Origin of the sequence: Pseudomonas syringae, from assembly GCF_001698815.1 — a bacterium.
GTDB classification, from domain to species: Bacteria; Pseudomonadota; Gammaproteobacteria; order Pseudomonadales; family Pseudomonadaceae; genus Aquipseudomonas; species Aquipseudomonas syringae_A.
Map to the genome: position 1 here is coordinate 175,580 of NZ_LGSI01000068.1, position 19,312 is coordinate 194,891.

At 58.0% G+C, this 19,312-nt stretch carries 16 protein-coding genes and 1 tRNA gene; 11 read left to right on the forward strand and 6 right to left on the reverse strand.

Annotation, left to right across the window (positions count from 1 at the left end):
• Positions 1-58: 58 nt before the first annotated feature.
• From AFK24_RS24330 to AFK24_RS24350, 5 genes are all read left to right on the forward strand, one after another.
• Positions 59-739 carry a hypothetical protein gene (locus AFK24_RS24330; protein ID WP_065835655.1) on the forward strand — a complete coding sequence of 227 codons (681 nt, stop codon included), beginning with the start codon at positions 59-61 and terminating at the stop codon, positions 737-739.
• A gap of 75 nt (positions 740-814) precedes the next feature.
• On the forward strand, positions 815-1,432 hold the full coding sequence (gene lexA / locus AFK24_RS24335) for a transcriptional repressor LexA (protein WP_065835656.1): 618 nt from the start codon (positions 815-817) through the stop codon (positions 1,430-1,432).
• Positions 1,432-2,049 (forward strand): translesion DNA synthesis-associated protein ImuA, encoded by a 618-nt coding sequence (imuA, locus tag AFK24_RS24340; RefSeq protein WP_065835657.1) that lies wholly within the window; start codon positions 1,432-1,434, stop codon positions 2,047-2,049. Before lexA ends, imuA begins: the two co-directional genes overlap by 1 nt.
• A gap of 7 nt (positions 2,050-2,056) precedes the next feature.
• The gene (locus AFK24_RS24345; protein WP_065835658.1) at positions 2,057-3,472 is read left to right on the forward strand and encodes a Y-family DNA polymerase; all 1,416 of its coding nucleotides are present in this window, start codon (positions 2,057-2,059) and stop codon (positions 3,470-3,472) included.
• Positions 3,469-6,567, forward strand: coding sequence for an error-prone DNA polymerase (locus tag AFK24_RS24350; RefSeq protein WP_065835659.1), 3,099 nt, complete (start codon positions 3,469-3,471; stop codon positions 6,565-6,567). The genes AFK24_RS24345 and AFK24_RS24350 overlap by 4 nt, the downstream gene beginning before the upstream one ends.
• 68 nt (positions 6,568-6,635) lie before the next feature.
• Here the strand turns inward: AFK24_RS24350 and AFK24_RS24355 are convergent, their stop codons facing one another.
• Positions 6,636-7,073, reverse strand: coding sequence for a response regulator (locus tag AFK24_RS24355; RefSeq protein WP_065835660.1), 438 nt, complete (start codon positions 7,071-7,073; stop codon positions 6,636-6,638).
• A gap of 492 nt (positions 7,074-7,565) precedes the next feature.
• On the opposite strand from AFK24_RS24355, the gene AFK24_RS24360 reads away from it, so the two are divergent.
• The 4 genes from AFK24_RS24360 (at position 7,566) to AFK24_RS24375 (ending at position 14,483) form a co-directional block, all read left to right on the forward strand.
• Entirely contained in the window at positions 7,566-9,899 is a 2,334-nt protein-coding gene (locus tag AFK24_RS24360) for an Orn/Lys/Arg decarboxylase N-terminal domain-containing protein (protein ID WP_139110570.1), read from the forward strand.
• Complete coding sequence (locus AFK24_RS24365; protein WP_065835662.1) at positions 9,896-12,079, forward strand: ornithine decarboxylase; 2,184 nt, start codon at positions 9,896-9,898, stop codon at positions 12,077-12,079. The genes AFK24_RS24360 and AFK24_RS24365 overlap by 4 nt, the downstream gene beginning before the upstream one ends.
• 81 nt (positions 12,080-12,160) lie before the next feature.
• A complete protein-coding gene (gene potE, locus AFK24_RS24370; RefSeq protein WP_065835663.1) occupies positions 12,161-13,525 on the forward strand; it encodes a putrescine-ornithine antiporter in 1,365 nt (454 codons plus the stop codon).
• 58 nt (positions 13,526-13,583) lie between these two features.
• Positions 13,584-14,483, forward strand: coding sequence for a polysaccharide deacetylase family protein (locus tag AFK24_RS24375; RefSeq protein ID WP_065835664.1), 900 nt, complete (start codon positions 13,584-13,586; stop codon positions 14,481-14,483).
• A 469-nt stretch (positions 14,484-14,952) separates the two neighbouring features.
• Here AFK24_RS24375 and AFK24_RS24380 read toward each other — a convergent pair whose 3' ends face one another.
• Positions 14,953-16,041: an NADH:flavin oxidoreductase/NADH oxidase gene (locus tag AFK24_RS24380; RefSeq protein WP_065835665.1), complete on the reverse strand. Its 1,089-nt coding sequence runs from the start codon at positions 16,039-16,041 to the stop codon at positions 14,953-14,955.
• Positions 16,042-16,128: 87 nt separating this feature from the next.
• Here AFK24_RS24380 and AFK24_RS30195 point away from each other — a divergent pair, with 87 nt between their 5' ends.
• The gene (locus AFK24_RS30195; RefSeq protein ID WP_080482285.1) at positions 16,129-16,431 is read left to right on the forward strand and encodes an ArsR/SmtB family transcription factor; all 303 of its coding nucleotides are present in this window, start codon (positions 16,129-16,131) and stop codon (positions 16,429-16,431) included.
• A gap of 65 nt (positions 16,432-16,496) precedes the next feature.
• On the opposite strand, the gene AFK24_RS24390 is transcribed toward AFK24_RS30195, so the two are convergent.
• Positions 16,497-16,581 (reverse strand) — tRNA-Leu (locus tag AFK24_RS24390).
• Between the two features lie 277 nt (positions 16,582-16,858).
• Here AFK24_RS24390 and gvpU point away from each other — a divergent pair.
• Positions 16,859-17,329, forward strand: a complete 471-nt coding sequence (gvpU, locus tag AFK24_RS24395) for a gas vesicle accessory protein GvpU (protein WP_065835667.1) — start codon at positions 16,859-16,861, stop codon at positions 17,327-17,329.
• A gap of 63 nt (positions 17,330-17,392) precedes the next feature.
• On the opposite strand, the gene AFK24_RS24400 is transcribed toward gvpU, so the two are convergent.
• The 3 genes from AFK24_RS24400 to AFK24_RS24410 all read right to left on the reverse strand — a co-directional run bounded on the left by AFK24_RS24400 (position 17,393) and on the right by AFK24_RS24410 (position 19,197).
• Positions 17,393-17,728 (reverse strand): hypothetical protein, encoded by a 336-nt coding sequence (locus tag AFK24_RS24400; RefSeq protein WP_065835668.1) that lies wholly within the window; start codon positions 17,726-17,728, stop codon positions 17,393-17,395.
• A gap of 49 nt (positions 17,729-17,777) precedes the next feature.
• On the reverse strand, positions 17,778-18,167 hold the full coding sequence (locus AFK24_RS24405) for a helix-turn-helix domain-containing protein (protein WP_065835669.1): 390 nt from the start codon (positions 18,165-18,167) through the stop codon (positions 17,778-17,780).
• A 613-nt stretch (positions 18,168-18,780) separates the two neighbouring features.
• The gene (locus AFK24_RS24410; RefSeq protein WP_065835670.1) at positions 18,781-19,197 is read right to left on the reverse strand and encodes a glycine zipper domain-containing protein; all 417 of its coding nucleotides are present in this window, start codon (positions 19,195-19,197) and stop codon (positions 18,781-18,783) included.
• Between the last annotated feature and the right edge of the window lie 115 nt (positions 19,198-19,312).

Genomic DNA, 19,312 nt, shown 5'->3' on the forward strand with positions numbered 1-19,312 from the left:
TATTCGCAGTAGCGATCGGCGCTATATCTCCAATAATGCGTACCAGAATCCGAGAATAATGAAAATTTTCAAAGTGCCCCTCATCACCCGATTCCAGCGTCGCTGTGCATTCTTCGCCCTCCCTGTATTGCTTGTAGCGTCCTCAGCGTTTTTGTTCAGCATGGGCAAGGGCGTACATGCCGAACCCAAGAACGGTACGCAAACGCTGGTGTTCATGCGCCACGCGGAAAAACCTTCCATGGGCCTAGGCCAGTTGAACTGCCAGGGCCTGAATCGCGCCATTGATCTGTCAGAGTTGCTGCCCAAGGAGTTCGGCAAGGCCAATTTCATCTTTGCCGCCAATCCCAGCCGTCACGTTGAAGAAGGTGAGGGCGATCATTCCTATAGCTATCTGCGCCCTTTGATGACGGTTGGTCCCAGCGCGATAAAGCTTGGCCTGCCCATCAATATCGACTTCGCAGCCAATGACACCAGCGATCTGGCCGATGAGTTGATGAATGACAAGTACCGCGATGCGACTATTTACACTGCCTGGTCCCACGGCTACCTGCCTGAGTTGATCAACAAAGTGGCAGAGGAAGCGTCCGGGCAAAAAATCAAACTGGTGAACGACTGGACGGGCGATGATTTTGACTCGCTGTCCGTGCTGACCCTCAAATGGACCAACGGCAAAGCGACGCTTGAATACGAGAATTACAAGCAAGGACTGAACGACGGTGCCGAAGGCTGCCCGACTTGATTCAGTCTTCACAGGTCGCTGATTTCGAGTCTGGCGACCAAATGCTCTAGGCAGCAAAAGTACAAAGGAGTACAAATGTACTCCATGAGCACATTATCTCCCCGCCGTAGCGCAATTCTTACCTTCATCCGCGATCGCATCGCGCAGCAGGGCCAATCGCCGAGCCTTGCAGAAATCTCCGAAGCCTTCGGTTTCGCCTCGCGTAGCGTGGCACGCAAACACATTCTGGCCTTGACCGAGGCTGGCTTGATCGAAGTCATGCCCAATCAGGCCAGAGGCATTCGCCTGATACAGACGACCCCGCGTCCCGAGATGTTGGAAATCCCGGTCATGGGCCGTGTGGCCGCTGGCGTGCCGATCGGTCCGGATGTCGGCAACCACGACACCTTGCTGCTGGACCGCGCAACGTTTTCCCGCGTGCCGGACTATCTGCTGCGGGTGCAGGGTGACTCGATGATCGAGGACGGCATCCTTGATGGTGATCTGGTCGGCGTCCATCGAAGCAGCGAAGCCCACGACGGGCAGATCGTGGTTGCTCGGCTGGACGGCGAAGTCACCATCAAACGCCTGCAAACCGGCCAGAACCAATTTCTCCTGCTACCGCGTAACCCGGCCTATGCGCCGATTGTGGTCGAGCCCCATCAGGATTTCGCCATCGAAGGCGTGTTCTGCGGCCTGGTCAGGCGTGAATGATGGGCGCCGTGGTCAGCCTCGATGCGCTGCTGGACGAGCGAAGAGTCTGGAAAGGCCGGCAAAGTTCGCCTCCGGTCAGTCCGCAGCCCACCGGCCATTCAGCCCTCGATGCCGCGCTGCCTACAGGTGGCTGGCCTGCGTCGGCACTCAGTGAAATCCTGATCCCTGCCGATGGCAGTGGCGAGTTGCGTCTGTTATGGCCAACCCTGGCGCGGCTGGCCGACAAGGGCGAGCGTATCGTGCTGGTTGCACCACCGTTCATTCCTTACCCCCAGGCGTGGGAAGCGGCCGGCGTCGATCTACGCTGGCTGGCGGTGATTCAGGCCAGCGAGCGCGACGGCTTGTGGGCTGCCGAGCAATGCTTGCGCTCCGGCAGTTGTGGAGCGGTGCTGTGCTGGCCCCGGCAAGCGGATGACCGGGCGCTGCGTCGTTTGCAAGTGGCCGCCGAAACCGGGCAGACCCTGGCATTTGCCTGCCGTCCCATACAGGCCGCGGCCAATCCATCGCCCGCTGCGTTGCGCATTGCCATTGATACCCGTCCCCTGCAATTGCGGGTGCTCAAATGTCGGGGCGGTATGGCGCCGCCATTTCCCATCCCCTTTACGACAGACGCTTGAGGTTCTTATGTTGTGGGCCTGTGTCTTGCTGCCACAACTGGCGCTCGACGGCGTCATGCGCCGCCGCACCAATGCCGATGAACCGCTGGCGCTGCTGAGCGGCACGCCGCAACGGCGGATATTGCAGGCGGTCAATCCTGCCGGCCGAGCCTTGGGGCTGCGGCCCGGTCAATCCTTGACCAGTGCCCATGCCATGACGCGCGATTTCGTTACCGCTGAATTCGACCCGGCGGAAACCGAGCGCTGGCAGCGTTTGCTGGCAGCATGGGCGTATCGCTTCAGCTCGCAAGTCAGTCTGAAATACCCGCGTGTATTGATGATGGAAGTCGAATCAAGCCTGGGTTTGTTCGGACCGTGGCCAGTGTTCGAAGCCCGGTTGCGTGCCGAGTTGAACGCTTTGGGGTTTTCCCACCGAATCGTCGTGGCGCCCAATCCGGTGGCTGCGCGAATGCTGGCCAATGTTCATGACGGACTGGCGGTCACCTGCAGCGAGAGCTTGCGACACGCCCTCGAGCAGATGCCGGTGGATCGCATCGGCCTGACCCGCGAAACCGCAACGGCCTTCACGCGTATGGGCCTGCGCAACCTACAGCAGGTTCTCGGACTGCAACGTAACAGTCTGGCCCGGCGTTTTCCGGCGCAGGTCCTGCAGCATCTGGATACCTTGCTCGGTGAGCGGCCAGTGGCGCTGGAGTTCTATACGCCGCCGGACTATTTCGATGTGCGTATCGAGTTGAATTTTGACGTCGAGTCTCATCAGGCCTTGCTATTTCCCCTCAAACGGCTGGTTTCCGATCTGGCGATGTTTCTCGGCGGACGTGACAGTGGCGTCCAGCGTTTCACTTTGCATCTGGAACATGTCGAAGGGGCTGACACGCTGGTACCGGTCGGACTGCTCAGCGCAGAACGCGATGGCGCCATGCTGTTTGAACTGGCGCGCGGCCGCCTGGAGCAGATTCAGGTGCCTTCCCCGGTGCGTGCGGTGCGCTTGCACGCCCGTGATTTGCCGCCATTTGTTCCGGCTCATCGGGAGCTGTTTGATGAACGCCCCCAGCAATCACTGCCTTGGGAGCAATTACGCGAACGTCTACGCGCCCGGCTGGGCGATGAATCAGTCAATGGTCTTCGCCTGCGCGCCGATCACCGGCCCGAATGTGCCTGGCAAGCGGACCCTGAAACCAGGGTCAGGCTTTCACAGCCTAAAGTGCCGCGTCCCGGCTGGCTGCTGAGTCAGCCATCACCGCTGCCAGAGGCGGGTACGCGAATCCTTGCCGGGCCGGAGCGTATCGAGTCTGGCTGGTGGGATGGCGGCGACGTACGGCGCGACTATTTCCTGGTCGAAACCCGCACAGGTCAGCGTGGCTGGGCTTATCGAACAGTGGGTGAGGGCGGCGACCTGTTGCTGCATGGCTGGTTCGCATGAACAGCCCTTATGCTGAACTGCATTGCCTGTCGAACTTCAGTTTCCAGCGCGGGGCCTCCAGCGCCGCAGAATTGTTCCAGCGAGCCAAAGAGCACGAATACCAGGCTCTGGCGATCACCGATGAATGCACATTGGCCGGCATCGTGCGCGCCTGGCAGGCGGCCATGGATAGCGATCTGCCGTTGATCATCGGCAGTGAGATCAGCATCGTCGACGGCCCCAAAATCGTGCTTCTGGTGGAAAACCTCAGTGGCTATCAGGCGCTGTGCCGGCTGATAACCCTGGCCCGGCGCAGAGCCAAAAAAGGTGAGTACCTGTCGTTGCGTGAAGATTTTCCGGGAACGGGCAGCGGCCTGTTGGCGTTATGGCTGCCGGATCTCGAATTGCCAGCGGCAACGCTTCAGGACCACGGGCAGTGGTTGGCAAAAATATTCCCCGATGCAACGTGGCTGGCAGTCGAACTGCATCGTGGCCCGGATGATCGACAGCGACTCGGTCAACTCCAGGCACTGGCGCACAAGTTGAATATCCCGCTGGTAGCCAGTGGCGATGTGCATATGCATGCCCGTGGACGTCGTGCCCTGCAAGACACCATGACAGCCATCCGCTATCACACCACTGTGGCCGAGGCCGGGCATCGGCTGTTCGCCAATGGTGAGCGATACCTGCGTCCGCGCAGCGCCTTGCTTGAGCTGTATCCCGAGCAGTTATTGGCGCAAACGCTGTTGATCGCGGCGCGCTGCACCTTCGACTTGAGCCAGTTACGTTATGAATATCCCCACGAATTGGTGCCGGCAGCACATACGCCGGGTTCATGGTTGCGGGAGGTGACTGAGCAAGGTGTCCGCAAGCGCTGGCCTCAAGGGCTGAAGCCAGCGACCCGGACGCAGATCGAGAAGGAATTGCAGCTGATCGGTGAAATGAAGTTCGAGAGCTACTTTCTTACGGTCCACGACATCGTCTGCTTTGCGCGCAGTCGCGACATTTTGTGCCAAGGTCGGGGTTCTGCGGCCAATTCGGTGGTCTGTTTCGCCCTTGGCATCACCGAATTGAATCCCGAAAAGAGCAATCTGCTATTCGAGCGGTTCATTTCCAGGGAGCGCAACGAGCCGCCGGATATTGACGTGGATTTCGAGCATGAGCGCCGCGAGGAGGTTTTGCAGTACGTTTTCAAGCGTTACGGCCGGGGCAGGGCGGCACTGACGGCCGTGGCCAGTACGTATCACGGCACTGGGGCGGTGCGTGATGTGGCCAAGGTGTTGGGCTTGCCGTCGGACCAGATCAATGCACTCGCGGAGTGTTTCAGCCGCTGGAGCGATGAAATGCCTCCTGCGGAGCGTCTGCGCGAAAACGGATTTGACCCCGAGGCGCCGATTTTGCGGCGTGTGCTGGCATTGACGGACACGCTGATCAGTTTCCCCCGGCATTTATCGCAGCATCCTGGCGGTTTTGTCATTTCCGAGCATCCGCTGGAAACCCTGGTGCCGGTGGAAAACGCGGCAATGGCCGAACGCACCATTATTCAGTGGGACAAAAATGATCTGGATCTGGTGGGTCTGCTCAAGGTCGACATCCTCGCCCTCGGCATGCTCAGCGCGTTGCGGCGCACTTTCGATCTGGTGCGCACTTACCGAGGTCACCAATGGACCCTGGCGTCATTGCCTGAGGAAGATCCTGCCACCTACGAAATGATCGGCCGGGCAGACACCATCGGGGTATTCCAGATCGAGTCCCGAGCGCAGATGGCCATGTTGCCGCGCCTCAAACCTATGAAGTTCTACGATCTGGTCATCGAAGTGGCCATCGTCCGGCCGGGGCCGATTCAGGGCGACATGGTTCATCCCTACCTGCGCAGGCGCAACAATGAGGAAGCGATCACTTACCCACCAAGACTGAAAAAGGTTTTCGAGCGCACTCTTGGCGTTCCTCTGTTCCAGGAGCAGGTCATGGAAGTCGCGATCCTGGCGGCCGATTACACCCCCGGCGAAGCCGATGAGCTGCGTCGTTCCATGGCGGCCTGGAAGCGTCATGGCGGGCTGGAGCCACACCGCCTGCGTCTGGCTGAGCGGATGAAGGCCAATGGTTATGAGCAGGCGTTCATCACCCGGATTTTCGAGCAGATCAAGGGGTTTGGCAGTTATGGTTTCCCGGAATCCCATGCTGCCAGCTTCGCCTTGCTGACTTACGCCAGTTGCTGGCTCAAATGTCATGAACCGGCGGCGTTCGCCTGCGCACTGATCAACAGTTGGCCCATGGGGTTCTACAGTCCCGACCAGATTCTTCAGGACGCGCGGCGTCACCACATCGAAATTCGCCCAGTGGATGTGCGCTACAGCGATTGGGACTGCTCACTGGAGCCTGTCGAACATCAGGAGCGCAACCGAACCCTTGCGATTCGCATGGGCATGCGCATGATTCGCGGTTTTCGTGAAGAAGATGCCCGACATATCGAGTCGGCCAGGGCGAGCAGGGTATTTGTCGATGCCACCGATCTGAGCCTGCGTGCAGCGCTGGATAACCGTGCGCTGGAGGCATTGGCCGACGCTGGCGCGTTGCGTGGGCTGATCGGTCATCGCCATCGCGCGCGCTGGGAAGTCGCCGGAGTCGAAGCCCAACGCCCGCTGTTTGGCCCGGAACACACGGTAGAAGAGACGCAAATCGCCTTGCCTTTACCGACGGTGGCGCAGGATGTGTTTGCCGATTACGCCATGACCGGAACCACATTGGGCCCTCATCCCCTGGCTATGTTGCGTCGCCAACTGGCCGCCAAACGTTTTTACAGTTCCCACGATCTACTCGATCTTGAGCATGGACGCATGATCAGTGTGGCCGGGCTGGTGGTGGGCCGCCAGCGTCCGGGCACTGCCAGTGGCGTGACTTTCGTTACCCTGGAAGATGAGTTCGGCATGATCAACGTCGTGGTCTGGCTCGACCTGGCTCAACGTCAACGCAAGATTCTGGTGGGTTCCAGGTTGATGCAGGTGTTCGGGCGGCTGGAGTCGCAGAAGGGCGTGCGGCATGTAATTGCCCAGCGCCTGTTCGATCTGACACCGCTGCTTGCCGGGCTGGATGTTCGCAGCCGTGACTTTAAATGAGGTCTTGGGACGCACGGCCTGGTTGCGGGCAAGTACCTCGCGGCATAGGGCGCAACAGGCTTAGTGCATTAACGAGGTGTGCTGCTGATCGAATCCAGGGGAGTGTTGGCCCGGTCAAGTTGAGCCATTACACCGTTGAGCAGTTGGGTAATCGTCCAGGGCTTGGCGATGAACAGCACGTCAGGCTTGATCTGATCGCTGCCAGGCGTACCGTGTCCGGACATGACCACGATAGGTATGTCGGCCCATTTCTCACCAACCAGATTGGCCAGGGCAATGCCATCCATACTGCCCGGCATGCGCACATCGGTCAGCAGCAAGGCGACCTCGTGGCCGTGCGCATTGAGGTAATCGACAGCCTCGTCAGCGTTCTCGACCGCCTTGGTCTTCAGCCCTTCTTCAGCCAGGATTTCGCATACGAAGTCCCGAATCATTGGCTCATCTTCAACAACAAGCACCAGACTCATTGTAGATCGGGTCTCTTCGTACTGCGGTGATTGAGTCATTTTGGTTCCCTCAGCCTGCACATTAAATATCCGGGAGCACTGCAACGTTGGATCCATTTTCGTTGTTCCCAGTCATCTGAGCGGAATCAAACGGAAAAAATTCATTTTTATATAAAAAGCGATGAGTTCCAGACGACCGGCATCAAACCCTGGACCGTCCGTGGTCCGGTCCTGAGCATTGATTTAGATCAATTCCCGAGTTTGCGACTCTGCAAAAATAGCCGCTCGCCAGCCCCGACCCTGCCATATGGCCCCTCATTATCTAAATCTTCCCGTCACCTGCTCGTTCAGAAAAGGCACGGCATCAGTGAAAGTTTCGATATCCCGACTACCCTTGTTTACCACCCCCTGCTGTCACTGCAAGTTTCATTCGTCTTCTATTCACCCCGTCATTAACAAATCAACTTCCCCGATGCTCCGCAAAGTCAGTTTTCAGATTGCCCATCGCAATCGATAGCCATGTCATGCGCTCTTAGAACAGGAAGTTTTAAAATGCCTCGTAAACAACAAGCTCGCTTGGGTATGAAAGCCCTGCTCATTCATGAAGACCTTACGGCATTGACAGCGGCAGGCAGGGCCGTCAGAGAAATGGCTGAGGTGCTGGAACAGCGCCAGGTTGAAGTGATTCTCGCGCAAAGTGCGCTGGACGCCATCGCCATCATCAATGCCGATCCCATGGTGCAATGCGTCCTGCTGGACTGGGACCTTGACCTGGACGATGGTCACGAAAAAGCCATGACGGTGCTCAATGCAGTACGCGCCCGCAGTGAAGCCCTGCCTATTTTCCTGTTGGCTGATCGCAGCAGTGCCGCCACTGTCCCCCTTGAAGCCATGCAGAAGTCCGATGACTTTATCTGGCTACTTGAGGACACCATCGCGTTTATTGGCGGGCGCATCGTCGCGGCCATCCAGCGTTATCGGGAAGCGGTACTGCCACCCATGTTCTCGGCATTGGTGAAGTTCTCCCAGGTGTATGAATATTCGTGGCATACGCCGGGACACACCGGTGGGACGGCATTCCTGAAGTCCACGGCCGGGCGGGCTTTTTTCGATTATTTTGGCGAAAACCTGTTCCGTTCCGATCTGTCGATTTCCGTCGGCGAACTGGGATCGCTGCTCGATCATTCCGGCCCCATCGGCGCCAGCGAAGTGTATGCGGCACGCGTTTTCGGCGCCCATCGCACGTACCACGTCACCAATGGCTCATCGACATCCAATCGGGTCATCCTGATGGCCAGCGTCACCCGCGACCAGGTGACGCTGTGTGATCGCAATTGCCACAAGTCGGTCGAACACGCCATGACCATGTCCGGCGCGATCCCGACGTATCTGATCCCGTCGCGCAACCATTACGGCTTGATCGGGCCGATTCCGCCGGAACGTCTGAGCGCCAGCTACATCAGCGAATCCATCGCCAATAATCCGCTGGTACACAACGGCATCGATCCGACACCGATGCACGCGATCATCACCAACTCGACCTACGACGGGCTGTGCTACAACGTGCGCCGGGTCGAGGAGCTGCTGGGCGAGAGCGTTGACCGATTGCATTTTGACGAAGCCTGGTTTGGTTACGCGCGTTTCAATCCGATGTACCACGAGCGTTTTGCGATGCATGGCGAACCTGCCAGCCACGGCGCCGACCGGCCGACGGTTTTCGCCACCCAGTCCACACACAAGCTGCTCGCCGCACTGTCCCAGGCGTCGATGATTCATATCCGCGATGGCCGTCGCCCCATCGATCACGCACGTTTCAACGAGGCGTTCATGATGCATGCCTCGACGTCGCCCAATTACGCGATCATCGCGTCCAATGATGTCAGCGCCGCCATGATGGAGGGGCCGGGTGGCAAGGCCTTGACCGACGATTCGATCCGCGAGGCGGTCTCGTTCAGGCGCATGCTGGCGCGCCTCAATGCTGAGTTCCTGGAGAAGGGCGAGTGGTTCTTCAATGTCTGGCAGCCGGATACCGTGTTCGATCCCGCGCAAGGCAAAGACATCGCGTTTCATACCGCCAGTGATGATCTGCTGGCCAGCGAACCCGCCTGTTGGGTCCTCAAGCCCAATGCTCCCTGGCACGGGTTTGGCGACATCGAAGACGGTTATTGCCTGCTGGACCCGATCAAGGTCTCGATCACCTCGCCTGGCATCCTCGCGGGCGGCGGCATGAGCGGGCAGGGCATTCCTGCCCAGGTGTTGACGGCGTATCTGGATCGGCAAGGCATCGTCGCCGAGAAAACCACTGATTTCACCATCCTGTTCCTGTTCTCCATCGGCGTGACCAAAGGCAAGTGGGGCACGCTGGTCAATGCCTTGCTCGATTTCAAGCGTGACTTCGATAACAACGCGCCGCTGGAAGTGGTGCTGCCAGCCCTGATGGCTGCGCATGGCGCGCGCTATCGCGGTCTGGGCCTGCGCGATCTGTGCGAAACCATGTTCGCCAGCATGGCGCACCTGGACACCACCGCTGCGATGTCCCGGGGTTTCTCTACCTTGCCGGTTCCGGACTTGAGCCCGGTGCGCGCTTACGAGCAACTGGTGCGCGGCAACGTTGAAGTAGTGAGCCTGGAGCAGATGGCGGGGCGCACCGTGGCCACTGGCGTGGTGCCTTATCCACCTGGCATTCCGTTACTGATGCCCGGCGAAAACGCCGGCCCCGCAGACGGCCCGTTACTTGGTTATCTCAAGGCTCTGGAAGCCTTTGATCATCGATTCCCAGGCTTCACCCACGACACCCATGGCGTGGAAGTGGAGGAGGGTCTTTATAAGGTCCGCTGCCTGACAACGCCGAACGCCACCCCATACGTAACAGAGGTTACCCAGTGAATCGTTTGAAAATTGCTGCCAGTCTCGCCAGCCGCAGCAGCTTCGCCACCTCGCGTACCGTGTTGGAGTTCAACGAAACCGATCTGACCGACATCGCGGCAGCGGTCATCAGTGCCGAAGACGTCCGCAACGGCCTGCTGGAAGTCATCCGCACATCCGGGTTCGATATCCCGATTTTTTTCGCGGTCACTGCCAAAGACCAACTGACCCCGGAGAACTTGCCGAGCATCGAACATGTGCTGCTGCAAATCAGCGGGGTGTTCGACCTGGGCGTCGATGATGCGCAGTTCTATGGCGACAAGCTCGAAACCGCCGCCAGCCAGTATGAAGAAGCCTCGTTGCCGCCATTCTTCGGTGCGCTGAAACACTATGTGGAGCGTGGCAATTCGACGTTTGCCTGTCCGGGTCATCAAGGCGGCCAGTTCTTTCGCAAACATCCGGCCGGTCGGCAATTCGTCGAATTCTTCGGCCCGACCCTGTTCCGCGCCGACCGCTGCAATGCCGATGTCGAGATGGGCGATCTGCTGATCCATGAAGGCGCCCCGCTGGAAGCACAGAAGCGCGCGGCTCGGGTGTACAACGCCGACAAGACCTACTTCGTGCTCAATGGCACCTCAGCCTCCAACAAGGTGGTGACTAATGCCTTGCTGACTCCGGGCGACGTGGTGCTGTTCGACCGCAACAACCATAAGTCTGTGCATCAAGGGGCATTGTTCCAGGCCGGCGCGACCCCGCTGTATCTGGAAACCGCACGCAACCCCTACGGTTTTATCGGCGGTATCGACGCCCACTGCTTCAACGAAGACTATCTGCGTGAACAGCTGCGCACCGTCGCGCCACATAAAGCCGATGAGCCTCGGCCGTTCCGCCTGGCGGTCATCCAGCTGGGCACCTACGACGGCACGATCTATAACGCTCGCCAGGTGGTGGATCGCATCGGTCATTTGTGTGACTACATTTTGTTCGACTCAGCCTGGGTAGGTTATGAGCAGTTCATCCCGATGATGAAAGACTGCTCGCCGATGCTGCTGGAACTGGGCCCGGAAGATCCCGGCATCTTCGTGACCCAGTCGATCCACAAGCAACAAGCGGGATTTTCCCAGGCGTCGCAGATCCACAAGAAAGACCGCCACATCAAAGGTCAGGATCGCTACTGCAATCACCATCGTCTGAACAATGCCTTTATGGCTCAGGCGTCAACCAGCCCGTTTTACCCGCTGTTCGCCTCGCTGGACGTCAACGCCCGCATGCACAGCGGACGCAGCGGCCTGCGTCTGTGGAGCGAGTGCGTCCATGCTGGCATCGAGGCGCGCAAGCTGGTCATGGACAACTGCACATTGATTCGCCCATTTGTGCCGCCAACCATCGACGGCCGTTATTGGCAGGACTACTCGACGGATGTGATCGCCAACGATCTGCGCTTCTTCAAGTTTCACCCCGATGAGCGCTGGCATGCGTTCGAGGGTTATACCGACGATCAATACTTCATCGACCCGTGCAAACTGTTGTTCACCACGCCGGGTATTGATGCAGTCACCGGCGCCTATACCGAATTTGGCGTGCATGCCGGGATATTGGCCACCTTCCTGCGCCAGTACGGCATCGTGCCGGAAAAGAGCGACCTGAACTCCATTCTCTTCCTGCTGACGCCCGCTGAAGGCAAAGCGAAGATGCAGCACCTGGTGGCGCAGATCGCGCGTTTCGAGCGCTTCATTCATGACGATGCGCTGCTCGCTGAAGTGCTGCCCAACTTGTATCAGGCCAATCAGGTCCGTTACCACGGCTACACCATCGGCCAGCTGTGTCGTGAGATGCACCAGTTGTACGTGCGCCATGACGTCAAACGGTTGCAGAAGGAGATGTTCCGCAAGGCCAGCATGCCGCCGATTGTCCTCAATCCACGGGATGCCCATCTGGAGTTTGTACGCGGGCATTGCGAATTGATCGCCTTGCAGGACGCCAAGGGCCGGATCGCTGCCGAAGGCGCCTTGCCATATCCGCCGGGTTTGCTCTGCGTGGTACCCGGCGAGGTATGGCAAGGCCCGGTATTGGAATACTTCCTGGCGCTCGAAGATGCGATCAATCACTTCCCTGGCTTCAACCCCGAGTTGCAGGGTGTGTATCTGCGCGTAGAAGAAGATGGCCGAACCCGCGCCTACGGGTATGTCATCAAGCAATGATCCATCTTGAGGGGCGACAGCAATCTCTTGCTGGCGTTTTCACTGGAATACCGCGCCTTGCGAAAGGCGCAGGAGTGCAACATGGTTAGCGCAGTCAAGAAAATGAACGTGGTCCAGCTAACGGTGCTGACGGCGATCAACATGCTGGGCTCGGGGATCGTCCTGTTGCCGTCCAAGCTGGCGCAAGTGGGGACGATTTCGATCTTTTCCTGGATCGTCACCGCACTGGGTTCCCTGGCGCTGGCGTATGCCTTTGCCAAGTGCGGACGGTTCAGCCGCAAGCCTGGCGGCATGGGCGGTTATGCCGAATATGCGTTCGGCCGGTCCGGCAACTTCATGTCCAACTACACCTATGGCGTATCGTTGCTGATTGCCAACGTGGCGATTGCAATCACTGCCGTGGGCTATGCGACGGTGTTGTTCAACATGACGCTGACGCCGATTGGCGTCGCCATGGCCACCGCCGGCCTGTTGGTGCTGACCACCGTGGCCAACTTCGGTGGCGCGCGGATTACCGGTCAAATCGGCAATGTCACCATCTGGGGCGTGGTCATTCCGGTATTGGGCGTTTCGGTCCTGGGCTGGTTCTGGTTCGACAAATCTCTGTACGTTGCGGCCTGGAATCCCCATGACATGCCACTCCTTGAAGCCGTGGGCGCCTCCATTTCGATCACCCTGTGGGCGTTTCTCGGCCTTGAATCCGCGTGTGCCAACACCGATGCGGTGGAAAATCCGGAGCGAAATGTGCCGATCGCCGTATTGGGTGGCACCCTGGGTTCGGCGGTGATTTACATCATGTCCACCAACGTGATCGCCGGAATCGTACCCAACATGGACCTGGCAGCCTCCAATGCACCGTTTGGCCTGGCGTTCGCCACCATGTTCACCCCCATCGTGGGGCAGATCATCATGGGTCTGATGGTTATCGCCTGCATCGGTTCGCTGCTGGGCTGGCAGTTCACCATCGCCCAGGTGTTCAAGAGTTCTGCAGATGTGGGTTACTTCCTCAAACTGTTCGCCAAAACCACCGCCAAGGATGTGCCCATCGTCGGCATGCTGGTGCTGTTGGCCTGCCAGGTGGCGCTGACGCTGATGACCATCAGCCCGGACTTGAGCAAGCAGTTCGACATGATCGTCAATCTGGCGGTAGTCACCAACCTCGTCCCATACCTGATGTCCATGGCAGCACTGATGACCATGCAGAAGGTCGCGGGCGTTACGCCTCGCGATGCCATGTTCACCAACGCGATTGCCTATATCGCTGCGGCGTATAGCTATTACGCGCTGTACAGCGCCGGAGCCAACGCGATGATGCTGGGCGGTATCGTCACCATGCTCGGCTGGACCTTGTACGGCACCGTCAGCCGCCGGTTCATGACGGTCGACGCTATTGTGGTGTCAGATCCGGTGATAAACGCGGATGCGGGGACGGCAAGAGGCCAGTAGACTGTGCGCCAGGTATTCCATGGCGATTAACGTCAGTCACTCGGACAACAACAGATCAATGAGACGTATCGTCACCGCTTTAACCGGGCTCGCCATGCTGGCGAGCCTCGCCGGTTGTATTTCCGCCCCGATTCCGTTGACCGCAGAGACCTCCCAACGTCTTCAGTCACAAGCTCCGATCCGTTTTTTGCTGACCTTTGACGATGGCCCAAGCGCCTCGGGCTTCTCCAATCCAACCCTGACGGTTCTGGACAGCCTGAAAAACAACCCACTGCAGCCGGATATAAAAGCCGTGTTTTTCGTGCAAACCGGCGCTGCCCGTGCAGGCGGCAGCGAGCGCGGCCAGCGGGTGATGCATCGGGAGAACGCGGCAGGGCACATCCTGGCGTTTCATACCGCAACGCCCGGGCACACCAATCATCGGTCCTTGTCGCCTGAAGCGCTTGAGCAATCCCTGAGCGCAGGCGGTGCTGCCATCGCTGCGATCAGTGGCGCGCCGCCTGCGCTGGTCCGCCCGCCGTTCTGGAATTACGACAAACGCACCTTTGCCGCTTATGAGCAGCACGGCATGCACGTTTTGCTGACCGACGTGAGCGCCAACGACGGCAAGATCTGGGGTTTCAATGCCAGCCCGCGCAGGCGCGCCAATATGCTCAGGCAACTTTCCGAAGTTCGCGAGCGCATCGCTGCCGGTGAATTGCCCACCGTGGATGGCGTGGTCCCCGTGGTGGTGACCTTTCATGACTTGAATCGCTATTCAGCCCGACACGCTCGGGAATACCTTCAGATCCTGCTGGACAGCGCCAAGGCGACAGGGGTGAGGACTGCCGAAAAGCCGTTTTACGATGACCAGCCGACGTTGCTGCGTGCAGCGCTGGCGCGCACGGTGCAGAACGGTGACGAGCCGGTGCATTTGCCGGGGATGTGGAACTGGATCTGGGGCGCCAATTCGAAGTGATGCAAAGAGTACTGATGTGAAAAAGGCGACTTGATGGTCGCCTTTTACTGAACATTGCTGTCCCGTCCTTTGTGGGAGAGAACTTGTCCTCGATGAGTCAGCCCGGCCAACCTCAATCTGCCTGACAGCACTTCATTGCCTGTCAATCCCTTCGAGGACAAGTCCTCTCCCACCAAAGCAACGCGTATTCCTGTGGGAGGTTCCGCCCCGTCTTCGACGCCGCGTTGTCGCGCAGCAAACCCCGGCACCCGTTGGAGCGAGGCTTGCCCGCGAAGAACGATGACGCGGTAGCGCTGGGTCACCGAGGCGTCTGATTCGCCGGCAAGTCGGAACGCCGCCCGCTCGCTCCAACGAGTATTTCAATTCAACGGTTGTGCGTGTTTGATAAGAAAGGACTTGTCCTCGATAAGGCGTATTGAGACCTGAAACAGGTGTAAACCTATTTCAGGACTAGACACGTTGCTAACTGTCAGTAACGTTCAAGCCAGTGAGCGTAAGGGGCTGGCAATGTCCAGGAAGCGCGTTCCACACCCAGCTCCTTGGCAGCGAAATAGGCCCAGTGCGGGTTGGCCAGGTGAGCACGGCCGACCATGACCAGATCCAGTTGCCCGTCCTTGACTACTTGCTCGGCGATTGCCGGAGTGCCGAAACCCCATGCCGAGGACACTGGAATACCGGCCTCACGACGCACGCGTTCGGCAATCGGCCCCATGAACGAAGGCGCCCAGGGAATATTGGTTTCCGGGATCGTGAACCCGATGCTGACGCTGAGCATGTCCAGCCCGGCAGCTTTGAACTGACGGGTCAATTCAATGGATTCCACCAGGGTTTGCTCGTCGCGGCCATCGAACTCAAGCACACCGAAGCGGGCGGTCAACGGCAGATTTTCCGGCCAGACATCGCGTACTGCCGCCAGCGTTTCCAGCAGGAAGCGGCTGCGGTTTTCGAAACTGCCGCCGTAAGCGTCTTCGCGATGATTGGAGTGCTCGGAAAAGAACGTCTGTGCCAGATATCCGTGGGCGAAGTGCAGCTCCAACCACTCGAAACCCGCATCCCGCGCACGACGTGCCGCTGCGACGAAATCGTCACGAACACGGGCGATGTCGTCCAGGGTCATCGCTTTGGGTTGTTTCGGCAGATTGCCACCGAAAGCGATGGAAGAGGGCGCAATGGTGTCCCAGCCGCGCGCGTCATCGGCGGCAATATGATCGTCGCCTTCCCATGGGCGGTTGGCGCTGGCCTTGCGACCGGCGTGGGCGATCTGGATGCCTGGCACCGATCCGGCTGCCTTGATGGCTTGCACCACCGGCACGAACGCCTGGGCCAGTTCGTCATTCCAGATGCCGGTGCAGCCCGGCGTAATGCGACCTTCAGGGGCGACCGCCGTAGCTTCTACGATAACCAGACCCGCGCCGCCGCGAGCGATGGCTGCCAAGTGCACTTGATGCCATTCGTTGATCAAGCCATCGACAGCGGTGTACTGGCACATGGGCGGCACGGCAATGCGATTGCGCAGCGTGACGTCTTTGAGGGTGTAGGGTTGGAACAAAGCAGACATGGTCAGACCTCAGGTCAATTGCAAATTCGTTTGTTCGATACTATTCGAACAATGGCTGTCTGGCAAACCCTTGTGTATGATCCGCCCATGCGACCATTCAAACATCCGCCAGTCAGTGATTTCAGCCTCGAACGGGTCTTCTATGCCCTGAGTGATCCCGTGCGCCTTGAAATCGTTCGCCACCTCGGCCAGGTCATCGACGCCAGTTGTGGTGAGCTGGACGGGGGAAGACCCAAGTCCAGCATGTCCCATCACTTTCGTGTATTGCGCGATGCCGGTCTGGTCAGAACCCAGAGCGTCGGAACCACCCACATGAACTCACTGCGCAGAGAAGAGCTGGACAGTCGATTTCCCGGGTTACTGGCGGTGATATTGGCGCAGCAGAGCTGATTGCACGGATCGGATAAACAAAAAGGGCCTACCCGATAATCGCGGTAGACCCTTGCTGTATAAGATGGTGCCCCGAGCCGGGGTCGAACCGGCACGTCCTAGAACGAGGGATTTTAAGTCCCTTGCGTCTACCAATTTCGCCATCGGGGCGGTCTTGCTGAAGAGCAGCGAGGATATACATCCAGCTTCCTCGAAGCAAGCTTGCAAACCCCTTATGTGAAACAGAATCTTGCTTGGCCACCAAAATAAAAAGCTTGAGAATCATGGCTCTACGCGGTTCCCCCATGAAAGGCACGCAGATGAAAGCGTGACCTGCGTCTGATAACGCACATTCAATTCCTCTTGTCGGCACGGACATTGCGCTGTTTTGTTTTGGGTCTCGGTGCTGTATAGCTTGAGCTCCATTTTGTGTAGCACGGAGGCAACAATGACAGACGCACGCCAGAACCAGCAGTCGGACACGTCAGCCAGCGGTGAAATTGAGGACGCGCTTTCGCATTTGAAGTGGCAGGGCAAACAAATTGATTGGCTGCTGCAGTGGCTGGTCAAATTTGTTGCAAACACCAAGGTCGAGATGGGCATCACGTTAACCGTCGGTGGCAATCTCGTCTCAGGTCAGCTGATTTCCCATGATGCGTACTTTGAGCAATTGGCAGCCGATATTTCTGCGCCTTTCGCTCAGTTCAACAACGGTACCGAAGCTTCCATGAAGGAAATGATTCTGTCGTTTCGCCCAGGTGAATCCTCGGACGATACCCCGGAGTTCCACTTCATTCATTTGAAGGACTGCAAGACTTACTCAAACGAGCAGAACCCTATCTGCGCAGAAGGCGTTCTCTGGCGTGGGAAAATTGCCTCGGTGACAGGATTCACTATCGGGCTCATCGCCCGAAAATAAGCGTTTGTCCTCCAAGGCCCCGATTCAAGCGGGGCCTGTCATCACGCCAGACATGAGCCGTCCTCATTGTCCGGCGAGCAGCTTCAATACAGTCAGGTTGCGTCGAGAAGGCTGCCGTTCGGCAGGGCGCACGATTGATATGACTTTCCCATCCCCCGCGTCATATCCAACACTCTCTCTCTCGATGGCTTCCAACAATGTTTTAGCCAGAATGGTTGCTCCGTAAGGTCCTCTATAATCCGCCGGTCGGACACCCGAAACACCATAGACAGCATGCGTGTAAGTGTGCGTTAACACTAACGAGATCACGTTTATATCAGTTTCCTTACACGACACTTTGTAATCGCGAAGTCGGGTTTCGAGAACATTGCCTATTTGGTGGTTGGACAGCAGCTTCATAACGACTCCTCTTCCTTAGAGTACGAAAGGCATTGCCTGTGCTTAATTGTTATCCATTGAACATTCTTGCTGCATCGACCCCGTTATGGAGCGCAACTTTACGCGCTTCAGGGCTGCCATCTAAAAAGCCATTTAGCCGGATTAAAAGATGATCCATGAGTTGTTTGTCGACGCCGCCTATATTCCGATAGGCCGCGATGAATACACGTTCGTGGCTGACGAGTTGCGACAGTCCGACTGATCGCTTTCCTGTAAGAATGAACAGCAAGTCAATTCCGGTGCTCGCTATCGCGGCCAGGTAATCACCACGCGGCAGCCGACGGCCACTTTCATACTTGACCTGCGCGTTAGGTTTGACACCGCCTATCGCCGCAAATGAGTACTGAGGCATGCCGATCCTGATTCGCTCGTCGCGCAGCCTGACATGCAAAGTGTTCATACAATGAGCAATGAAGTGCGCGCAGCGAGGCTTGATTTTTTAACAGAGCAGTGCTCGGTTTTCCTCTGGTTGGTTGCAGGTCGTGAGCCAGGGCTCAGAAGGTTTAAAGTTCGACATGTGTCAATTTCGGACAGTAGGAAGCTCGCCAACCGGTTCACGGTAAGCGGGTTGAAGTAGTTCATTCTAGCGACCCCTGAAATAGCATATGTCTCCTGACTGTTAACATGAGTTAACACCAACTCCAATGTTCCATTCTTGAGAAACTTGCACCGAACTCTGTAATCATGCAGGCGAGCGCGAAGCGCCTTTGCCAGATAAGCTGATACTAATGAAATCATGCCATAAGTCCAAGCCATTTGTTGATAACTTAGCAAGGCATGTTTTTTGAGTAAACAGCGTTGGCAGGCAAAGGCTGCACGCGCCGTCGGCAATAAACGTAGAGAAGCTCTCTAGCGTGGGCGTTAAAGAGACTTAGTGGCGTTATAAACTATTATCGCAGCGCAGAGCGAGCATAGAAGTGAACTTTCCGTTCGGATGCGCTAACTGCGTGAGAGTGTGCATTTGGATGCATCGCGGGTGCCGCTCCGGAGGGCCGGAGCGGACAAGCTACCGATCAGTTGCGACGATGATTACGCTTGTTCTTGTGCTTACGGGAGTGGCTTTTGTCGTTGCCACTGCTACCGAGGTTGTTACCCACTGCGCCGCCTGCCGCGCCACCCAGGCCAGCGCCGATGGTGGAGCCAGTGCTGCCGCCCAATTGGTTGCCAATCAACGAACCGCCGGCAGAACCGATGCCGCCACCAATGGCAGCCTCAGTCTTGCTGCCTTTGCGTGCGCCTACTGCACTGCCTGCAGCGCCGCCGACGCCAGCACCTACTGCCGCGCCGGTGCTGCCACCCATTTGTTGCCCAATGACATTACCCAACGCGCCGCCCAGGCCGCCGCCAATCGCTGCAGTACCGTCGCCGGCCGCCATCGCGCCTTGGGTGATCAGAAAACTCAGTGCCAATGTAGGAAAGATAAAACGCATGCCGTGAACCTCAAAAATACACTGCGCGTAGTGGCGTCCTGATGGCTACCACTGTACAGGCCGCCACTTTACCACCAACTGATCGCAAGGCATGTCCGATCAGATGGAATACCTG